12 protein-coding genes are annotated in these 19,110 nt (G+C 46.6%); 1 reads left to right on the top strand and 11 read right to left on the bottom strand.

Translation table 11 applies throughout. The features are described from left to right. Positions 1 to 36 precede the first annotated feature (36 nt). The 11 genes from G517_RS0103695 to G517_RS0103645 form a co-directional block, all read right to left on the bottom strand. A complete protein-coding gene (locus G517_RS0103695) occupies positions 37 to 1,674 on the bottom strand; it encodes a methyl-accepting chemotaxis protein (RefSeq protein WP_028303290.1) in 1,638 nt (545 codons plus the stop codon). Positions 1,675 to 1,701: 27 nt separating this feature from the next. Next, positions 1,702 to 1,953 (bottom strand): hypothetical protein, encoded by a 252-nt coding sequence (locus G517_RS0103690; RefSeq protein WP_028303289.1) that lies wholly within the window; start codon positions 1,951 to 1,953, stop codon positions 1,702 to 1,704. Between the two features lie 35 nt (positions 1,954 to 1,988). Beyond that, a complete protein-coding gene (locus G517_RS0103685; RefSeq protein ID WP_028303288.1) occupies positions 1,989 to 4,091 on the bottom strand; it encodes an NHL repeat-containing protein in 2,103 nt (700 codons plus the stop codon). 269 nt (positions 4,092 to 4,360) lie between these two features. Next, a complete protein-coding gene (rpsA, locus tag G517_RS0103680; RefSeq protein ID WP_028303287.1) occupies positions 4,361 to 6,040 on the bottom strand; it encodes a 30S ribosomal protein S1 in 1,680 nt (559 codons plus the stop codon). A 234-nt stretch (positions 6,041 to 6,274) separates the two neighbouring features. Continuing rightward, positions 6,275 to 6,964: a (d)CMP kinase gene (cmk, locus tag G517_RS0103675; protein ID WP_028303286.1), complete on the bottom strand. Its 690-nt coding sequence runs from the start codon at positions 6,962 to 6,964 to the stop codon at positions 6,275 to 6,277. A 14-nt stretch (positions 6,965 to 6,978) separates the two neighbouring features. Then, complete coding sequence (locus G517_RS0103670; protein WP_028303285.1) at positions 6,979 to 9,228, bottom strand: bifunctional prephenate dehydrogenase/3-phosphoshikimate 1-carboxyvinyltransferase; 2,250 nt, start codon at positions 9,226 to 9,228, stop codon at positions 6,979 to 6,981. Further along, a complete protein-coding gene (hisC, locus tag G517_RS17610; RefSeq protein WP_051205986.1) occupies positions 9,225 to 10,361 on the bottom strand; it encodes a histidinol-phosphate transaminase in 1,137 nt (378 codons plus the stop codon). Before hisC ends, G517_RS0103670 begins: the two co-directional genes overlap by 4 nt. Positions 10,362 to 10,451: 90 nt before the next feature. Next, positions 10,452 to 11,558 (bottom strand): prephenate dehydratase, encoded by a 1,107-nt coding sequence (gene pheA / locus G517_RS0103660; RefSeq protein ID WP_028303284.1) that lies wholly within the window; start codon positions 11,556 to 11,558, stop codon positions 10,452 to 10,454. 6 nt (positions 11,559 to 11,564) lie between these two features. Next, entirely contained in the window at positions 11,565 to 12,653 is a 1,089-nt protein-coding gene (gene serC, locus G517_RS0103655) for a 3-phosphoserine/phosphohydroxythreonine transaminase (RefSeq protein WP_028303283.1), read from the bottom strand. Between the two features lie 208 nt (positions 12,654 to 12,861). Continuing rightward, the gene (gene gyrA, locus G517_RS0103650; protein ID WP_028303282.1) at positions 12,862 to 15,603 is read right to left on the bottom strand and encodes a DNA gyrase subunit A; all 2,742 of its coding nucleotides are present in this window, start codon (positions 15,601 to 15,603) and stop codon (positions 12,862 to 12,864) included. Positions 15,604 to 15,815: 212 nt separating this feature from the next. Next, a complete protein-coding gene (locus tag G517_RS0103645; RefSeq protein WP_028303281.1) occupies positions 15,816 to 17,813 on the bottom strand; it encodes a methyl-accepting chemotaxis protein in 1,998 nt (665 codons plus the stop codon). Between the two features lie 295 nt (positions 17,814 to 18,108). Here G517_RS0103645 and rdgC point away from each other — a divergent pair, with 295 nt between their 5' ends. Beyond that, positions 18,109 to 19,029, top strand: coding sequence for a recombination-associated protein RdgC (gene rdgC, locus G517_RS0103640; RefSeq protein ID WP_028303280.1), 921 nt, complete (start codon positions 18,109 to 18,111; stop codon positions 19,027 to 19,029). Positions 19,030 to 19,110: the final 81 nt, after the last annotated feature.

Here is a 19,110-nt window from a genome sequence, read left to right as displayed (position 1 = left end):
GCCCGACAAAGTTCTCGGGCGCTTTTATAGGGTTTATTAGTTTACTTTAAAACGATTAATAAGTTGGATCATGCCTTGGGAAACCTGCATCAAATCTTGACTTGCAGAGGCCATCTGAGCCGATTCATTACTCACATTAGCCGTTAGATCCCTGAGACTCACCACATTGTTGTTAATGCCCGAAACCGTAGTAGACTGCTCCTCGGATGCCGCAGCAATATCCTGATTCATTTGCTGAATAGCGTTAACCTCTTGGGTGATATTATTTAACACTTGCCCTGCTGATTCAGAGGTTTCTGCTGCTATACCTGCCTTCAAAGCGCCATCACTCATCACCTCTACCGCTTGTTCTGCAGCGGCTTGTAGTTTCTCAACAATAGATTGAATTTCTGTCGTCGACTCTTGAGTACGCTGCGATAGAGTACGTACTTCGTCTGCAACCACCGCAAAACCACGACCTGCCTCGCCAGCCCGTGCAGCTTCAATGGCAGCATTCAAAGCCAACAGGTTAGTTTGATCGGCAATGCCTCGAATCACTTCAAGAACGGTATCAACATTACGGCTATCCTCAGCCAGTCGAGAAATCACTTCACTTGCTAGACTAATAGCCTCTGCCAGCCCCTGTGATTCTTGAATATTTTTCTTAATAATGGACTGACTCTGCTCCGTTTCACGGCTAGCCTGTACGGTTGATTCCGTTGCCTGAACCGTGCGCTCTGTCACTTCTTCAACACTCATCAGCATCTGCATCATAGCGCTGGCAAGTTGCTCGGTATCCTGCGTTTGCTTATCAACGCTACTATCAACACTATTGGTCGAGCGAACCATCTGCGAGGCCGAGCTTGCTAGCCGTTCAGCGGAACCACTAACTTCCCTCATAATATCCTGTAGAGATGCCATAAAATGGTTAAAGTAACGCGCTAAAGCGATCAGCTCTATACTCCCTGTCTCAGGTAGGCGTTGAGTAAGATCACCTTCACCCTGAGAAAGCCCACGCATCGCTTTAACGGTACGATTAATCGGCGTAATAATGCTGCGGATAAAAAAGATCAGAATAACGGATAATGCAGAGAGGATCATGATAGCGTTAAGGATCGACATCATCTCGGAAGCGGCAATATCAGCCTGAAGTGCTTCCATATTCAACCCGCTACCAATGGTCCACTGCCAAGGAGAAAAGTGCGCCGCATAGCTGGTTTTAGGATCTAATTGTTCTTTATTTTGGCTATTAGGCCACTTGTAATCAACAAAACCACCACCGCCCTTAGCCTGTGAGTAAAGCTCTTGAACAAATGGCTTACCTGTAGGATCTTTTAGTCCTAGAATATTTTTACCTACTAATGCCGGAACGCCACTGGCTATCTGAACCCCTTGTTTATCACCCACAAACAGATAGTTACCATTATCAAACCGCATAGCCGCCACTGCCGCTAATGCTTGGCGCTGCGCTTCAGCTTCAGTCAAGGTGCCGTTTTGGCTTAACTGATAATAGTGATCAATGACGCTAACACCACTTTCAACCAGTAAGGTAACACCCTTTTCATAACTCGCCCTTAAATGGTCACGCATCTTAGCCGCATCCAATAAGGTATTCATAACCATTCCAACAGCAAACAAACCCAGTATCATCCATGCTCGTGTCGCAATGGATACTTTTGATAAACTGGTTTCCATTATATTCCCCTATGCCTTACCTCAAGACTAACCTTGAGGTCCTCTAATGCATTTTCCAGCTAATATTTTACGATGCTTTTCTTTTAGCCGGTTCAAATGTTCAACAGCAATGGCTCGATCCATATCAGAGCTTATAGCTATCTCTTGGATGACATCCCTAATCGATTCAAGCAAATCTTCTGAATCTGCTTTGGAGATAGCACCCTTGCTAACTCCCTGCCTTTCAATAACCTGTTGACCTTTAATGCGTTTTTTAGCGGCTTTACTGAAAACATTCATCACTTGCTCCTGCTTATGCACCCTTCGCTTAGACTCTAAGATTCAAAATGATAAATATTGACTCGGTTCAGCGCGCAATCGGGTAAATAGATACGCTTTTGATGCACATGCATCAGATAAGGCATCCACAACTGCCCTTTTGAGCTATCCGCTCCGAAACCAGAAAAAGAACAAACAAACTGATCATTTTGATCAAAAACTTTAACCGCTCTATTAACCAAGTCGGAGATAAAAATATAACCATCATCATGCTCAATACTGGTTGGCAATAGAAAGTTGTCATTATCTATACCATAGCCAGCTTGACCAAAAGAACGCAGCCAATGCCCGTCACGATCCATCACCTGTATACGATGGTTAAACTGATCGGTGATATAGCACTCTCCATTGTCAGAAATGGCAATATCAGAGGGGGTATGAAAATCCTGATCGCCATCCCCAAGCTGACCAAAAGTATCAACCAAGCCAATAATGCCTAACGCATTCAGCCGCCATCGACTGATCCTGTTATTACCTGAATCAGCAATAAAGATATCGTTACTTACAGGGTCAATGGCGATGCCCTGCGGCTGATTTAGCTGCCAAGGTTGACTGCCCTGGGAACCAAACACGGTATAGGGAACCAGCTCTTTAAATAGCGGATGATATTGATAGATTGTGACAATACCGCTTAAAAAGTTACTGACAACAAGTAGAGGGATAGAAGGGGCAAGCTGTCCTGGCAGTGGGTTTTTCGTTTTTAAAGCAGCCAACCCTAACGAGCCGGGCAGCAACGGAAGACTGGCAGATCTAAGACTGCTGCTTTCTAAGCTCTGAGAGGCTTGTAGTTGATAATTACCGGCATCAACAACCCACAGGCCGTCATCATCACCTTTATCCTCTTGCAGAATCATCGACCACCAGTTTTTCTGCCAACGTTGCAGCCACTCCATCTGCCAACTTAATCCCATATTCAGCCATGTTGGCAAACCTGACGACAAACCGATTGGCTGCATCAAGTTAACAAGCTGCTCATGGAAGCGATGCTGCTGCGCCAACCCTTGTAGCATTAACGACTGCGGCACAAAAGAAGGTAAAGAAGAGGAGGTAGGAAAGGTGTTAGAAAAAGAGGAAGACGTTTGGTTAAGTGGAATATTTCCCGCCACAGCCGTCGAAAAATGAAGCTGACCGACGCTGTCTCGTTCATCACCCAGTTGGGCTTTAACTGTCGGGTATAACGAACGACCATTTTGAACTTGCTTTAAGTTCGCCTGATGTAGCTGCAAGGATGCAAGAATGGGTTCCGTCACAAGAAAAGAGTCGGAGTCAGGGTATTCTGTCAGCTGTATCGGTGAGAAATACCCCTCAAGGCTGCCCTGTAAACGCCCCGTTTGACTATAAACAGCGATAGCATTCGCTTTTCCACCAGGAATAAGCACCTTGCCTTGAATAATCGCCACATCACGGGCTAGCTCTAAGCTTTCTAAATAGGGTTTATTATTCGCCTCAAAATTAAGGCCTTTTCCTTGCCAGTTACAACGAACAACGGTGTTAAAACCGGTGTTAGCAATATAGATACGGCCTCGGCGGTCAAGGCTTAACCCTTGCGGCCAGAGCAAGTCAACAGGCTCCTTATAGCCGGTAATCGTCTCAATACTGTACAGATAATCGCCATCATCATTAAAAATGGCTAGTCGACTATTGCCTGCATCACCTTCATAAAACTCATCAGCAACACAAAGCTTGCCCTGATAGTAAACAATGCCGTTAGGGCCTTTAAGCGCAACGTCAGGTTCATTGCCAAAGGTTTTAACAGGCGTAACATCTAATCCGGCATCATAACTTAAAATATGAACTCTTTGATTGCCAATATCAGTCACATAAACCCAGTTTTTATCAGGGTGTGCCAGTAATCGAAATGGCATATTAAACGAGCAATCCCCATCGCCGGTAGAACCAAAAACCATTAATAGGTTTTTTAATTCTTTATCAAACACTAAAAGTCGATTATGGGCCGTATCAGCAAGCCAAACACGCTGGTAATGATCAATACAACTGCCAACGGGTGTATTCAAAGAAAGTTTTTCGTGTGTCGCTGCGGGGAGGTCTGTGATGGGATTATGATCTGTACCGAGATGCGTTTGATAACTGATGCCCATGAGCATTCCTTGTTTCTAGCTATATCAGTATAAAGTCAACCTAAGAGGTTAAGCCTAACTTTGCGTTGCAACAAATCATAATGTATGAATGCCATATCCGCCATACAAGCTTTTTAGCTTTTTGTAAACTGTGACCCATTTCGCTAAAAAGTCTAAATTATCGACGATAAGAAGCCGAAGCCACTTTTCTTTCGGCGAAAAAAAACCACCGCCTTTCGTTTTTCAACGTCGGACGGTGGTTTTTCTGAACAATAAGCTAATCGTTAGGATTAGTTATTTTTCATTTGCTGTTTGATCAGATCACCAATAGTGGTTGGACCTGCAGCTTCAACTTCTTGAGAGCGAACTTTAGCCAGCGCTTCTTTCTCATCTGCAGCATCTTTCGCTTTAACAGACAAGTTGATTACGCGGTTTTTACGGTCAACGCTAACGATCTTAGCTTCAACAGAATCGCCTTCATTCAGAGCATTACGAGCATCTTCTACTTTATCACGGCTGATTTCAGACGCTTTCAGAGTAGCAGTTACATCAGTAGCCAGCTCAATAGTTGCTTCTTTAGCATCTACAGCAATAACTTTACCCGTTACCAGAGTGCCTTTGTCATTTTCAGACACGTACTCTGCGAATGGATCGCTATCCAGCTGCTTGATACCTAGAGAGATACGCTCACGCTCTGGATCGATAGACAGGATGATGGTTTCAATCTCATCGCCTTTCTTGTACTTGCGAACCGCTTCTTCGCCAGCTTCGTTCCAAGAAATGTCAGATAGGTGAACCAGACCGTCGATGCCGCCATCTAGACCGATGAAGATACCGAAGTCAGTGATAGACTTGATAGAGCCAGTCACTTTATCGTTTTTGTTGAACTTGCCAGAGAACTCTTCCCAAGGGTTTGGAGTGCACTGTTTGATACCTAGAGAGATACGACGACGTTCTTCGTCGATGTCCAGTACCATAACTTCAACATCATCACCCACGTTAACAACTTTAGATGGGTGGATGTTTTTGTTAGTCCAATCCATTTCAGAAACGTGAACCAGACCTTCAACACCTTCTTCCAGCTCAGCAAAGCAGCCGTAATCTGTAAGATTAGTAACACGTGCTGTTACTTTGGTGTTTTCTGGGTAACGAGAAATGATGTTCACCCATGGATCTTCGCCCAGTTGTTTCAGGCCAAGTGATACACGGTTACGCTCGCGATCGAACTTAAGAACTTTAACGTTGATTTCGTCACCAACGTTAACGATTTCGCTAGGATGCTTGATGCGCTTCCAAGCCATATCGGTGATGTGCAGCAGGCCGTCAACACCGCCTAGATCTACGAATGCGCCGTAGTCTGTTAGGTTCTTAACGATACCTTTAACTTCTTGGCCTTCTTGCAGGTTAGCTAGAAGCTGTTCGCGCTCTGCAGAGTTTTCTGCTTCCAGAACCGCACGACGTGAAACAACAACGTTGTTACGCTTAGGATCTAGCTTGATTACGCGGAAATCTAGCTCTTTACCTTCTAGGTGAGTTGTGTCACGTACTGGACGAACATCAACCAGAGAACCAGGCAAGAACGCACGGATGTTATGAACGTCGACTGTGAAACCGCCCTTAACTTTACCGTTGATCACACCTTTAACGATTTCATTTTTCTCGAAGGCTGCTTCCAGACCTTTCCAAGCTTCAGCACGTTTCGCTTTTTCACGAGACAGACGGGTTTCACCGAAACCATCTTCTACTGCTTCCAGAGCTACCTGTACATCATCGCCAATTGCTAGAGTGAACTCTTCACCTTCGTTAACAAACTGAGAGCGTGGGATAACGCCTTCAGATTTTAGGCCAGCGTGTACGGTTACCCAATCGCCATCGATATCGATAACGGTTGCAGTAACAATGGCACCAGGCTCCATGTTAACTTCTTGAAGGCTCTGTTCAAACATTTCAGCAAAGCTTAATTCGCTCATTATTTTTCCTACGTGATCTACAAGTTGAGGGGTCCACATACATCGGACATCACAAAAGGATGTATATTGATGCTGCTTCTCCACAGTCTCCGTATCACCAGCAAATACGGGCTTCATTTTATCTGCGCTTAGCGGTGTTAACGCCGGTTCAGGTTAGTATCCGTTTATCAGTTAAAGGACAGATACTTCCTATGACACCTTGCCAAGCGCCCCCCGAAAAGAGAAAACAGAAAATCAGACTAAAGCTCGCGCTTTAGCCAGATCGATAATCTGTGTCACCACTTCCGGAATCGACATTTCAGTTGTATCAAGCGTAATCGCGTCATCCGCAGGCTTTAAGGGCGCTACGTCGCGATTCATATCACGCTCGTCGCGAGTTTTTATCTCGCTTAAAATGGCTTGGAATTTAGCATCAATACCACTGTCTTGCAACTGCTTTACCCGTCTACGAGCACGTTCATCCGCATTAGCCGTCAGATAAATTTTCAAAGGAGCATCAGTAAAGACAACCGTTCCCATATCCCGACCATCAGCAACGACCCCCGGAGACTGCTGGAAATCACGCTGGCGTTGTAGCAAGGCATCACGCACAGCATTTAAAGCCGCGACTTTAGAGGCGTTACTCCCCGTGGCTTCCGTACGAATAGCCTGAGAAACCTCTTCACCAGCCAGTATTACACTAACCGGCTCATTTTCTTTACCGGGCAAAAAAGCCACATCTAGATTTCGGGCAACATCTGCCAAGGCAGCTTCATTGTCAAAAGCAACCCCTTGTCGCTCCGCAGCCAATGCTGTCAGACGATACAAAGCACCGCTATCCAGTAAATGCCACCCTAACTGACCCGCAATAATCTGACTGATCGTCCCTTTACCTGCGCCACCGGGGCCATCCAAAGTAATAACAGGGATTTGCTGAGCGCTCATAATTTTTCCTTAAATCAAGCTTCTTCGACTCGGATTTTCATGCCAACGCCATTTGCCAGCTCCACAAAGCCGGGGAAGGATGTTGCGACGTTGGCACAGTCTTCAATAAAGATCTCACCGTCAGAGCGTAAAGACGCCACAGCGAATGACATGGCGATTCGATGATCATCATGGCTGTGTACACGGCCACCGCTCATTTTACGACCACCATTATGAGCATCACTTCCCGCATCTAGACTACCTATGCCGACAATATCAATGCCATCATCATAAACGGTGCACTGAATACCTAGCGCTTGCAGGCCATCGGCCATCACTTGAATACGGTCGCTCTCTTTAACCCGTAACTCTTCAGCACCCCGAAGACGGGTGACGCCTTCTGCGCAGGCTGCTGCCACAAACAGAACAGGAAACTCATCAATGGCTAACGGCACTTGATCCTGGGGAATATCGATGCCTTTCAAGTCTGCTGAACGAACACGAACATCAGCAACGGGTTCACCGCCTACTTCAGATTCATTTTCAAGGGTAATATCCGCCCCCATTTCCCGTAGGATATTCACAATACCGACGCGGGTAGGATTCATCCCCACGTGCTCAATGAGAATCTCTGAACGATCAGCAATAGAGCCTGCTACCATAAAGAAGGCTGCGGAGGAAATATCAGAAGGTACATCAATATCATTGGCAACCAACTGACCACCGCCCTGCAAAGAGGCCGTTGCGCCATCACGCACAACGTTATAACCAAAGCCTGTCAGCATGCGCTCGGTATGATCACGGGTCGGTGCAGGCTCCGTGGTTTTGGTTTCGCCTTCAGCATACAACCCCGCCAAAAGCACACAGGATTTCACCTGAGCACTAGCCATCGGCATCTTATAGTCGATACCTTTTAATGCCTGGCCACCACGAATAATTAAAGGAGGGCGACCACCTTCTGCCGTTTCTACCACGGCACCCATTTCACGCAGAGGCTTAGCCACACGTTCCATCGGGCGCTTCGTTAAAGACGCATCACCGGTTAACTCAACATCAAAAGACTGACCCGCCAATAAACCAGACAACAGGCGCATAGAAGTACCTGAATTACCAAGATACAGCGGTGCCTTTGGTTTCTTCAAGCCATGTAAACCCACACCATGTATGGTCACTTCCCCTTGATTTGGTCCTTCAATAACAACGCCCATATCCCGAAAAACCTGTAGCGTTGCTAAGCTGTCTTCACCTTCAAGAAAACCTTTTACATGGGTTTCACCCTCTGCAAGGGAGCCCAACATGATAGATCGGTGGGAGATCGATTTATCACCTGGTACACGAATACGCCCACTCAAAGCGGTGCCAGGAGTAGTGCGATAGTTGATCAGTTTATTTTGCATAGGAATATACGCCGAGTTGTCTAGAATTCTTGTGAAATGCTCCCGAGCGGCTTTTGCACGGGTAAAAATACCCAGCATAGCGTCACCGTCCGACTCTTCAATAGCCGTTCTTAAACGTGACAAACCTTGTTCGAACTCGGTAAGGGCTTGTAATACTGCGGGTTTATTGGCGATATAAATATCACGCCACATCACCGGGTCACTGGCTGCAATTCGGGTAAAATCACGAAAACCACCCGCAGCATAACGGAAAATTTCTAAGCTCTCATCTTGAGAAGCTAGGGTATCGACTAAAGAAAAAGCTAGCATGTGTGGAAGATGACTGGTGGCGGCGAGCACTTCATCATGGCGTTCAATACCCATGGTAAGCACTTCAGCACCAGCGGCCTGCCACATCTGGGTAATACGGTTGACCGCTTGATCGGTATTGTCAGGTGTTGGCGTTAAAATCACCTTATGCTTCTGATACAGATCCACTAAAGCAGCGCTAACTCCACTTTTTTCGGAGCCGGCGATAGGGTGGCCTAAAACAAACGTTTCTGGCAAGTGCCCCCAGATATTAATGGCGGAGGCCAACACAGAGCCCTTGCTACTGCCAACGTCGGTTAATACTGTATCCGGGCGCAGTAAAGGCTTAACTTGTGCCATCACCGATTCCATAGCGATAACCGGCACAGAAAGCACGATCAGATCCGCATCGGCAATCCAGTCTTCTGCCTGAGTCGAGCCTTGGTCAATCATGCCGATCTCAATCGCCAAATCGACTTCATCTTGATCGCGATCACAACCAATAATCGTCCCACCTAAACCGGCTTTCCTTAGGGCTAACGCCAACGAACCACCGATTAAACCTAGGCCGATAATCAATGTTTTTTTAACAGGCTTCACTCGGGGTTGCTCTCCTCTAAAGGGGTTTGACGATCCGCCATAACCTTTTTCAAGGCGTTGATAAATCGACCGTTTTCTTCTGCAGTACCAATAGAGACCCGCAGATGATTCGGCATTTGATAAGGTGCAACCGAGCGAACAATTACGCCTTCTTGCAATAACGCCTGATCAACAGGCCCAGCAGGCTGTGCAACATCAACACAAATAAAGTTACCCACCGATGGGATAAAATCCAAGCCTAAGCGTTTAAATTCAGACTCTAAATACGCCATGCCCTCTGCGTTTACCTGCACACTTTTTGCCAGATAATCCTCATCATCCAAGGCCGCAATAGCAGCCTCTTGAGCAGCCATATTAGCGTTAAACGGTTGACGAATTCGATTCAAAATATCAGCGACTTGAAGATGACTCACGCTGTAACCAATACGCAACCCAGCTAAACCGTAGGCTTTCGAGAAGGTACGCGTGACCACAAGATTGGGATACTCGCTCAATAACGCAATACCATTCGGAAAATCAGGTTGATCTACATATTCAGTATAAGCTTCATCTAACACCACAATAATGCGTGCCGGTACCTTATCGAGAAAAGCCCGCACCTCTTGTTCACTCAGCCAAGTGCCGGTTGGGTTATTGGGATTCGCAATAAAAATCACACGGGTTTTATCCGTAATCGCCGCCGCCATCGCCTCCAGATCATGCCCCCAGTTTTTAGCCGGTACGGCAATATGTTGCGCACCAATCGCTTGGGTAACAATCGGATAAACCGCAAAAGCATGTTGAGAGTACAAAGCGGCACTATGACCGGTTAAATAAGCACGGCCAATCAACTCAAGTACATCATTGGAGCCATTGCCTAGGGTTATCTGCTCGCTATTAACACCCAGCTTCTTCCCCAAGGCCTGCTTCAAACGAAAAGCATTGCCATCAGGATAACGTGTTAACTCAGGTAGAATAGAACGAATGGCATCCAAAGCTTTCGGGCTTGGCCCAAGGGGATTCTCATTACTGGCTAGCTTAACAATATCGCTAATACCTAGTTCACGCTTTAGCTCTTCAACAGGCTTACCCGGCTGATACGGCTGTAAGCCCTGAACACCTTTATTGGCCAATTCAATGTAATCACATGCCATAATTATCTACCTTCTTTAACTGCTAAAACGGGAGGCTAAGCCTCCCGTTAGGATCATTCTATTTCGTTGGTGCGAATATCCTTGGGACGCCTAAAGCACACCCCTTGGATAAGAGCCTAGGATCTTAATATCAGAAACCCGAGGACTAATCTCCGCTAACGCAGCTTGAACTTGATCGCTGTCCGCATGGCCTGAAAAATCAATAAAGAAGACGTAATTCCAAGCACCCACTTTGGAGGGGCGAGTTTCTACGCGCGTCAAATCGATACCGTGACGCTGAAAGGGTTCCAGTAGATCATGCAGGGCACCGGGCTGATTACGGGTAGCAACCATAAGCGAGGTTTTATCTTCGCCGCTGGCAGGCACTTCTTGATTACCGATAATCAGAAAACGGGTGGAATTATCCGGTTGATCCTCGATCTTCTCCGCCAGTTTTTGTAAACCATAGAGCTGAGCGGCCATATCTCCAGCAATGGCCGCAGAGTGCCATTCACTTTGCACCAAACGTGCTGCTTCAGCATTACTGCTTACCGCAATACGTTCAGCGCTTGGGTAATGCTGATCCAGCCATTTACGACACTGGGCTAACGACGACGCATGGGAATAAATACGAGAGATTTTATCCGTGCGAGTATTGTTACCCACCAGTAAATACTGGTGAATACGCAATACCACTTCACCGGAGATCTTTAATGAGGAGTCAATAAAGCTATCCAGTGTATGACTGATCACACCTTCAGTGGAGTTTTCCACCGGCACAACGCCATAGGCAACAGCACCGGATTCCACTTCACGAAAAACATCATCAATTGCCGCCATCGGCAGACTAACAGCCGAATGACCAAAATGCTTTAATGCCGCCTCTTGAGTAAAGGTGCCTTCTGGGCCTAAAAAGGCAACCTTTACAGGATCTTCAAGGGCTAGACAAGCCGACATAATTTCACGGAACAGACGGGCCATCTCTTCATCCGATAGCGGGCCTTCATTTCGCTCCATCACACGGCGCAAGACCTGAGCTTCACGCTCAGGGCGATAAAACTGAATATCCGTAGCACCGGAAGCCTGTTTAACTTCTGCAACCTGTTGCGCACAACGGGCGCGCTGATTGATCAACTGTTGGATCTGCTGGTCAATATTGTCGATCTGGTCGCGCAGCAGGCCCAGCTGCTCTGCTTCACTAAGGTTTACTTCTGACATGACAATCTACCCGTGGCGTTTCTCGAAATCAGACATGAAAGCGGTCAAAGCATCAATCGCTGCTTCCGGTACCGCATTATAGATACTGGCGCGCATACCACCTACCGATCGGTGCCCCGCCAAGTTCAGCAGACCCGCTGCTTCAGATTCCTGTAGGAAGACTTTATCTAGCGCCGCATCTGCCAAAGTGAAGGGTACATTCATCTGCGAGCGGTTTGCGATGGCGATCGGGTTGGCATAAAAATCGCTGTTATCAATCGCCTGGTACAGCTTGTTCGCCTTACGGGTATTGATCTCAGCCATTTTCTCGAGGCCGCCGATATCGTTTTTCAGCCAGTCGAAAACCAGCCCCGCCAAATACCAGCCATAGGTTGGTGGCGTGTTGTACATGGAGTCGTTTTCAGCGCAGATCCGATAGTTCATCATCGAAGGTGTCGCAGGCATCACTTGATCTAGCAGGTCATCACGGATGATCACGAGAGTCAGTCCTGCTGGGCCGATATTTTTCTGAGCACCTGCATAGATCACACCATACTGAGTCACATCTAAAGGCTTAGACAAAATATCTGATGACATATCACAAACCAAAGGTACACCATCCGTTTCCGGTAGGTAATCAAAGGCTAGGCCGCCGATGGTTTCATTGCTAGTAAAGTGCAAATAAGCCGCATCATCTGTTAGTTTCAGCTCGTTTTGAGCCGGAACACAGGTATAGCCTTGAGCTTTGCTGCTACCGGCTACATGCAAACCTTCCGCATAGCGAGATGCTTCTTTAATGGCCTTGCCTGCCCAAACACCGGTTTCAATATAGTTTGGCGTGCCCCCATGACCCAAGAGATTTAGCGGCACCATTGCAAACTGGCTACTAGCGCCACCTTGCATAAAGAGCACTTTGTAGTTATCCGGGATATTCAGCAGCCCACGAAGATCTTTTTCAGCTTGACTGGCAATGGCAACATAGTCATCACTTCGATGACTCATCTCCATGACCGATAGCCCCCGTCCCTGCCAATCCAGCATTTCGTATTGAGCTTTTTTCAACACAGCTTCAGGTAACGCTGCCGGTCCCGCACAAAAATTAAAGTGACGTGTCATTATGCTCTTCTCAAAATCGAAGCGTTTACAGCCTTAAAGCAATCACTTTAGATTAAAGTCTTTGCCTGTAAGATCTGGGGGGATTATCTGTTTAGGGTTTTCGATAATCGCCCAAAGCTTCTGGTCGTATCAACGCGGTTGAAACCGCATCCGGTAGAAAACTGTTCCGACGAGGAGGCCCCCGCCGGAAAGGTGCGCTTAACGCGACTTATTCAGCTGTTGGATCAGCTTTATCGGTATCGCTAGAGCTATCCGTATCGGTATCAGATACTTCGCCTTCAATCTCAGGCTTGTCGCCTTCTGCAACAACCGTACAATCAACAACAGCACCATCAACAACAGCACCGTCTTCTAGCTCTTCTTCTATTTCTGTAGGCTCATCAACACGAACCGCTGTCACAAGGTTTTCATCAGCACCGAGACGAATCAGCGTGACACCTTGAGTATTACGACCAGAAACAGATACCTCAGCAACACGGGTACGTACTAAAGTGCCCTTATCGGTGATCAGCATCATCTCATCCAGATCACTAACCTGCATAGCAGAAACCAGCTGGCCGTTGCGTTCACTGGTTTGCATCGCGATAACGCCTTGTCCACCACGACCGTATACAGGGAAGGCTTCTAGACGAGTACGTTTACCATAACCATTTTCAGAAGCGGTCATGATATAGATCTGTTCGCTATTGTCGTTCTCTGCGCTCTCTTCTTCATCCACGACATTAGTCTGAGGAATAATAAGAGAGATCACATGGGCACCTTCCGGTAGACGCATACCGCGCACACCCCGTGCCGTACGGCCCATAGCTCGAACCTTGGACTCTTCAAAGCGGATCATTTTACCGGCACTGCTCAACAGCATTACATGGTTTTCACCATTGGTAATCGCCGCACCAATCAAACGATCACCCTCTTCAATATCTAGAGCGATCAAACCACTGCTACGGGGGCGAGAGAACTGGCTCAAGGCTGTTTTCTTAACCGTACCATTAGCGGTTGCCATAAAGACAAAGTGATCATCTGGGTATTCACGTACCGGTAAAATAGTGCTGATCTGTTCGCCATCTTCCAACGGCAACAGATTTACCATAGGTCGACCACGGGAACCACGACCTGCCTGAGGTAACTCGTAAACTTTCAACCAATACACTTTACCCTTGTTGCTAAAGAGCAGAATGGTATCGTGAGTGGAAGCCACTAGCAGGTGCTCAACAACATCTTCATCTTTAACCGATGTGGCTGATTTACCACGACCACCGCGATGCTGAGCACGGTAATCACTTAACGGCTGGGACTTGGCGTAACCACTACGGGAGATCGTCACAACCATATCTTCTTCGTTGATCAGATCTTCCATGGTCAAATCAAGGTGACTACTAATGATCTCGGTACGACGCTCTTCACCGTACTGCTCACGAATCGCTTCTAACTCTTCACGAATCACCTGCAGCAGTTTTTCAGCATCGGCCAAAATACCGGCTAACTCCGCTACTTTCTCCAGAATATCTTTATATTCGTTCAGTAGTTTCTCGTGCTCTAAGCCAGTCAGGCGGTGTAGGCGTAATTCCAGAATGGCTTGGGCTTGAGCAGGGGACAGGCGATATTCACCATTGTCTTCCTGTAGGCCAAATTCAGCTTCTAGGTCATCTGGGCGGCAAGAATCTGCGCCAGCACGCTCTAGCATAGCAATCACATTGCCCGGCACCCAGCTACTATTGATCAGCTTCTCTTTCGCTTCTGCGGCAGAAGGTGACTGACGAATCAGCTCGATCACTGGGTCAACATTGGCCAATGCAATCGCCAAACCTTCCAGAATATGACCACGCTCACGGGCTTTACGCAGCTCATAAACGGTACGGCGGGTAACGACTTCACGGCGATGACGCAGGAAGGCTTCAAGTAATTGTTTCAGGTTCAATACTTTAGGCTGACCGTTTTCCAGCGCCACAATATTGATACCAAACACATTTTGCAGCTGGGTCTGGGCAAACAGGTTGTTAACAACCACATCACCAGATTCACCACGCTTTAGTTCAATAACGACTCGTAAACCGTCTTTATCCGACTCATCACGCAGCTCAGAGATTCCCTCGATTTTCTTCTCTTTAACCAGTTCAGCGATACGCTCAATCACACGCGCCTTGTTTAGCTGATACGGAATCTCATGAATAATAATGGTTTCTTTGTTGGCTTTATCATCACGCTCAATCGTATGGCGCGCACGGACATAAATACGGCCACGACCGGTGCGATAAGCCTGAAGAATACCCGCACGGCCATTAATAATAGCGGCTGTTGGGAAATCAGGGCCGGGGATATACTCCATCAGCTCGTCAATAGTCAGCTCGCTATTATCCAGCAAAGCCAAACACGCGGTGACAACCTCGGTTAGGTTGTGTGGTGGAATATTGGTCGCCATACCTACGGCGATACCAGATGAACCGTTAACAAGGAGGTTAGGAACCCGAGCAGGCAAAACTTCTGGGATCCGCTCTGAACCGTCATAGTTATCGACAAAATCAACGGTTTCTTTATCAAGATCCGCTAGCATTTCATGGGAAATACGCGCCATACGTACTTCGGTATAACGCATTGCAGCGGCACTATCACCATCAATAGAACCAAAGTTACCCTGACCATCAACCAGCATATGTCGCATAGAGAAAGGCTGAGCCATACGCACAATAGTGTCGTAAACAGCGCTGTCACCGTGGGGGTGGTACTTACCAATCACGTCACCAACAACACGGGCTGATTTCTTATATGATTTGTTCCAGTCGTTGCCAAGCTGCTGCATCGCAAACAGTACACGACGGTGCACCGGCTTAAGGCCATCACGAACATCGGGAAGAGCACGACCTACAATTACGCTCATGGCGTAATCTAAATAGGATTGTTTTAGTTCGTCTTCGATGTTAACTGGCAGAATTTCTCTTGCAAATTCACCCATGAGTATCGGAATCCTTTATTCAGCAACACTGCGTTGCAACCCTGTGCGCAACACTCGTCTTGAAAATTCACCCGATTATACTCTTTATTACCCCCTTGCAGCAATTTGGTCACGTATCGAATAAGAATTACAAAAAGGTGATAAATCAAATTGTTAACAGATTTTGAGCGTTGACAATGAGAAAAAAACAAAAAAGAAAGAAAGGCCAAAAATCAAAGCAAGAGTTCTTTCCTGCTACGGGAAACACCCAAAGCGTTGGATATCCACAAGACCTTCTCGTGTACTTCCGTTTGTACCGAAAGAATAACATCCTCTGCTTGCGCGGCCTGACGCTCCATCTCTTCCATACTGGCAATAAAGACCTCAACCTGCCCGACTTGATTACGGGCGACTTTGGCACCTTGATGGGCAAACTCTGCCGCACGATCAGAATGCCCCTGTACGGTTTTTGACATCTCTAACAGATAGCTAGAGGCTTCCCTTTGCTCCTCTGCTGCACAGGAAATATCCGTCATATTGCTTTTTAAGTTATTCGACGAGTGCCTCAACTGACTCAGTATGCTGCCAATTTTAGTCACAGAGTTCTGCGTTTCCATCGATAAGTTACGCACCTCATCGGCTACCACGGCAAAACCCCGACCATGTTCACCAGCCCGAGCGGCTTCAATCGCTGCATTTAAGGCTAGTAGATTGGTTTGGTCAGAAATACCATTAATCACATCCAAAATACTGGTAACTTCGTCCACGGCCGCAATCAAGTCATCCAAGGATTCATGGCCGCTACTGAGTGTAGCAATAGCTTGCTCGCTGGAACGCTCAACATTCCTGGCGCTTAACTGGCTCTCTTCCATAAAGCTTGCCGTGCCACGGGCAAAGCTTTCAACCTGTGTCGAGCTAGCATCCACATCTTGGGCCAGCCGTGTTAGCTCATCAGTAAAGCTGTGGGATTTAGAAATATAATTACGGGTCTCATTAGCGGTTTTACTAATAGTATCAATATCGCTTAACACCACTTCTAGGGAATCCGTAATTTGTGTCAGTTGAGCGTGTTTTTCTTGCTGCTGATGCTGCATTGTTTCAATCATCTGATTAAAACTCTGGGCAATTTGCCCTGTTTCACTATCGGAGCTATGCACGGCAATCAATCGCATCTCACCACTTTCGATTAAGCTTCCAATGCCGTTAGAGAGTTCACGCAACGCTTTTAATACCACACGGCTTTGAAACAGGTGCAACACCAAGGCGACAATAACAATCAAAACGACATAGCCAATAAAGATGGTCGTGACCTGCTGCTCAACCTGATCTTTATGTACCAAAACCGTCTTCTGCCCGTCTTTAATCAACTGCTCAAGATTGCCAATCAGTTGATTCACTGCCCTACGACTTTCAACGCCCAGTAGAGTATCCCGAAGCATATTCTCAAGCTCAGCAGGATAACGACGTAAAAGATCGTTCAACTCACCAATCAGCAGATCTCCCTGCTCTTGCTTTTTCGCACCATACGACTCACCTGACCAACCCATAAGAGCGGCCATTTCATCAACTTCTTCTTCCTCATAAAGCCTAAAGCGAGGCAGCTCTTTGAGCGCCTCAGCCTTAGCTTGCAATTGATCAATCTCCGCCAACAGCAAGACCCTATGATGCTTATCCTGAGTATCGTTAAACTGCTCTCTCAAATATTTAATCTGGCTAATACCCAGAACAATAGGATGTAAGGCAAATAAGTAATCCGCACCCAGTCCTAAATCATCGGCTTGTCCTTGCTGGGACTGTCCTTGTTGAATATAGTCATAAAGAGCATCAGCAGCATTAGCGATCTCTTTTTCAGACTGCAACAAAAGTCCTTTTTGATTACCTGCCAGCTTACCTGCCGCACGAAATTTAACCGTTACTCCCTGCTTTAATTCATTCAGGGAATTTTCAATTTCGGCGGCTAATAGCGGCGGCAACTGATGAAGACTGCCACTCACAAGGCGATCAATATCTTGCTCCGCTTCACTGAGCTTTAAGGCATTGCCAGTGGCAAGATATTCTTGCACCTTACGCCTTAGATCAATGGTGACCTCTTCCTTGAGTTGTGAATAAGATTGAGTTGCAGAAAAAGCATTATCCAAACGCTTTAATCCCCAAAGCAGCGTAGCTGCCAAAGAAACGGCAATCAAAACCAAAACAATAGAGGTTGCCCGTGTGACCGTAGCAATTTTCATGGACATTTAGCCTTTGTCTCGCTAATTTTCTTACTTAGCTTTCAATATCGATGTGTTGTATTTTCCGCACACCTTGCCAAACCCAAATGACATATTTCTGACAGTTGCATGACAGAAATATGACAACAGTTATTGATTCAACTCAACCATAGCGTTCATCAAGCTTTTCCACTTTTGCCGCTTTTTTACAATTTTGTTACAAACTGTAATTTACCGGATTAAACCCTGTATTCTCTGGCCTATGAAAGACCTTTGTTGGATAATGTCGCGCCCCGAATTGATGGAGTCTTACGGTATGTGGTTTAAGAATCTTCAACTGTTTCAATTAAACAAAGACCTTGAACTCGATGCAGGCCAGCTAGAATCTCAACTAGAAGCATTCAAGTTTGAGCCCTGCAAAAGTATAGAGACCTATCGCTTGGGCTGGAGCTTGCCAGCACCAACAGCAAGTCAGTTATGCCATATTAGTGGTGGTGCAATTTTGTTATGCCTGCGCCGTCAGGAAAAAGTGATCCCTGCCGCCGTTGTTAATGAAACGTTAAAAGAACGCGTCGAAGAATTAGAAGCCAAAGAAAACCGCTATGTTGGTCGAAAAGAAAAACTCACCATCAAAGAAGATATTCTAAGCGAGCTAACCCCCCGCGCATTTGTTCGCTCAAGCTTTACCTGGGGCTATATCGCCCCTACAGAAAACATGGTGGTTATCGATGCGTCTAGCAGCAAAAAAGCCGACGAATTTTTAGATTTACTGCGACAAACCATCGGCTCACTCCCCGTCGTACCTTTTAATACCGAGCAAAGCCCTAGTATTGTAATGACCCAATGGTTACAAAATGCTGACACTCGACCACAGGGTTTAGAGCTTGATGGTCAGTGTGAGCTACGCTCTGACTTAGAAGAAGGTAGCGTTATTCGCTGCAAGCAACAGGAAGTGGATGCAGAAGAGATTCTCGCTCATTTGGAAACCGGTAAGCAGGTCGTTAAACTGGCACTTGACTGGCAAGAACGTCTTCAGTTTATTTTACAAGATGACCTGACAATAAAACGTCTACGCTTTGGTGATGATCTGCTAGAAGAAGCCAAGGACAGCTATGCAGACGAAGACCCAATGACACGACTGGATACAGATTTCACGCTAATGTCTTTAGAGTTAAAACGCTTTATTCCCACCTTAGCAGAATGGCTCGGCGGCCAAAGCCAGCTTGGACAAGCCTAAAACCGGCCTTAAATAAAAGAGCAGGGAGAAAGGGAGAAAGGGAAAAGAAGCCTAATAAGAGCGAATACGCATGTCGTCTCA

The sequence above is a fragment of the Oceanospirillum maris DSM 6286 genome (genome assembly GCF_000422865.1).
Lineage (GTDB): Bacteria > Pseudomonadota > Gammaproteobacteria > Pseudomonadales > Halomonadaceae > Oceanospirillum > Oceanospirillum maris.
Note: the sequence above shows the minus strand (reverse complement) of the source record. Positions and strands in the feature narration are given on the sequence as shown.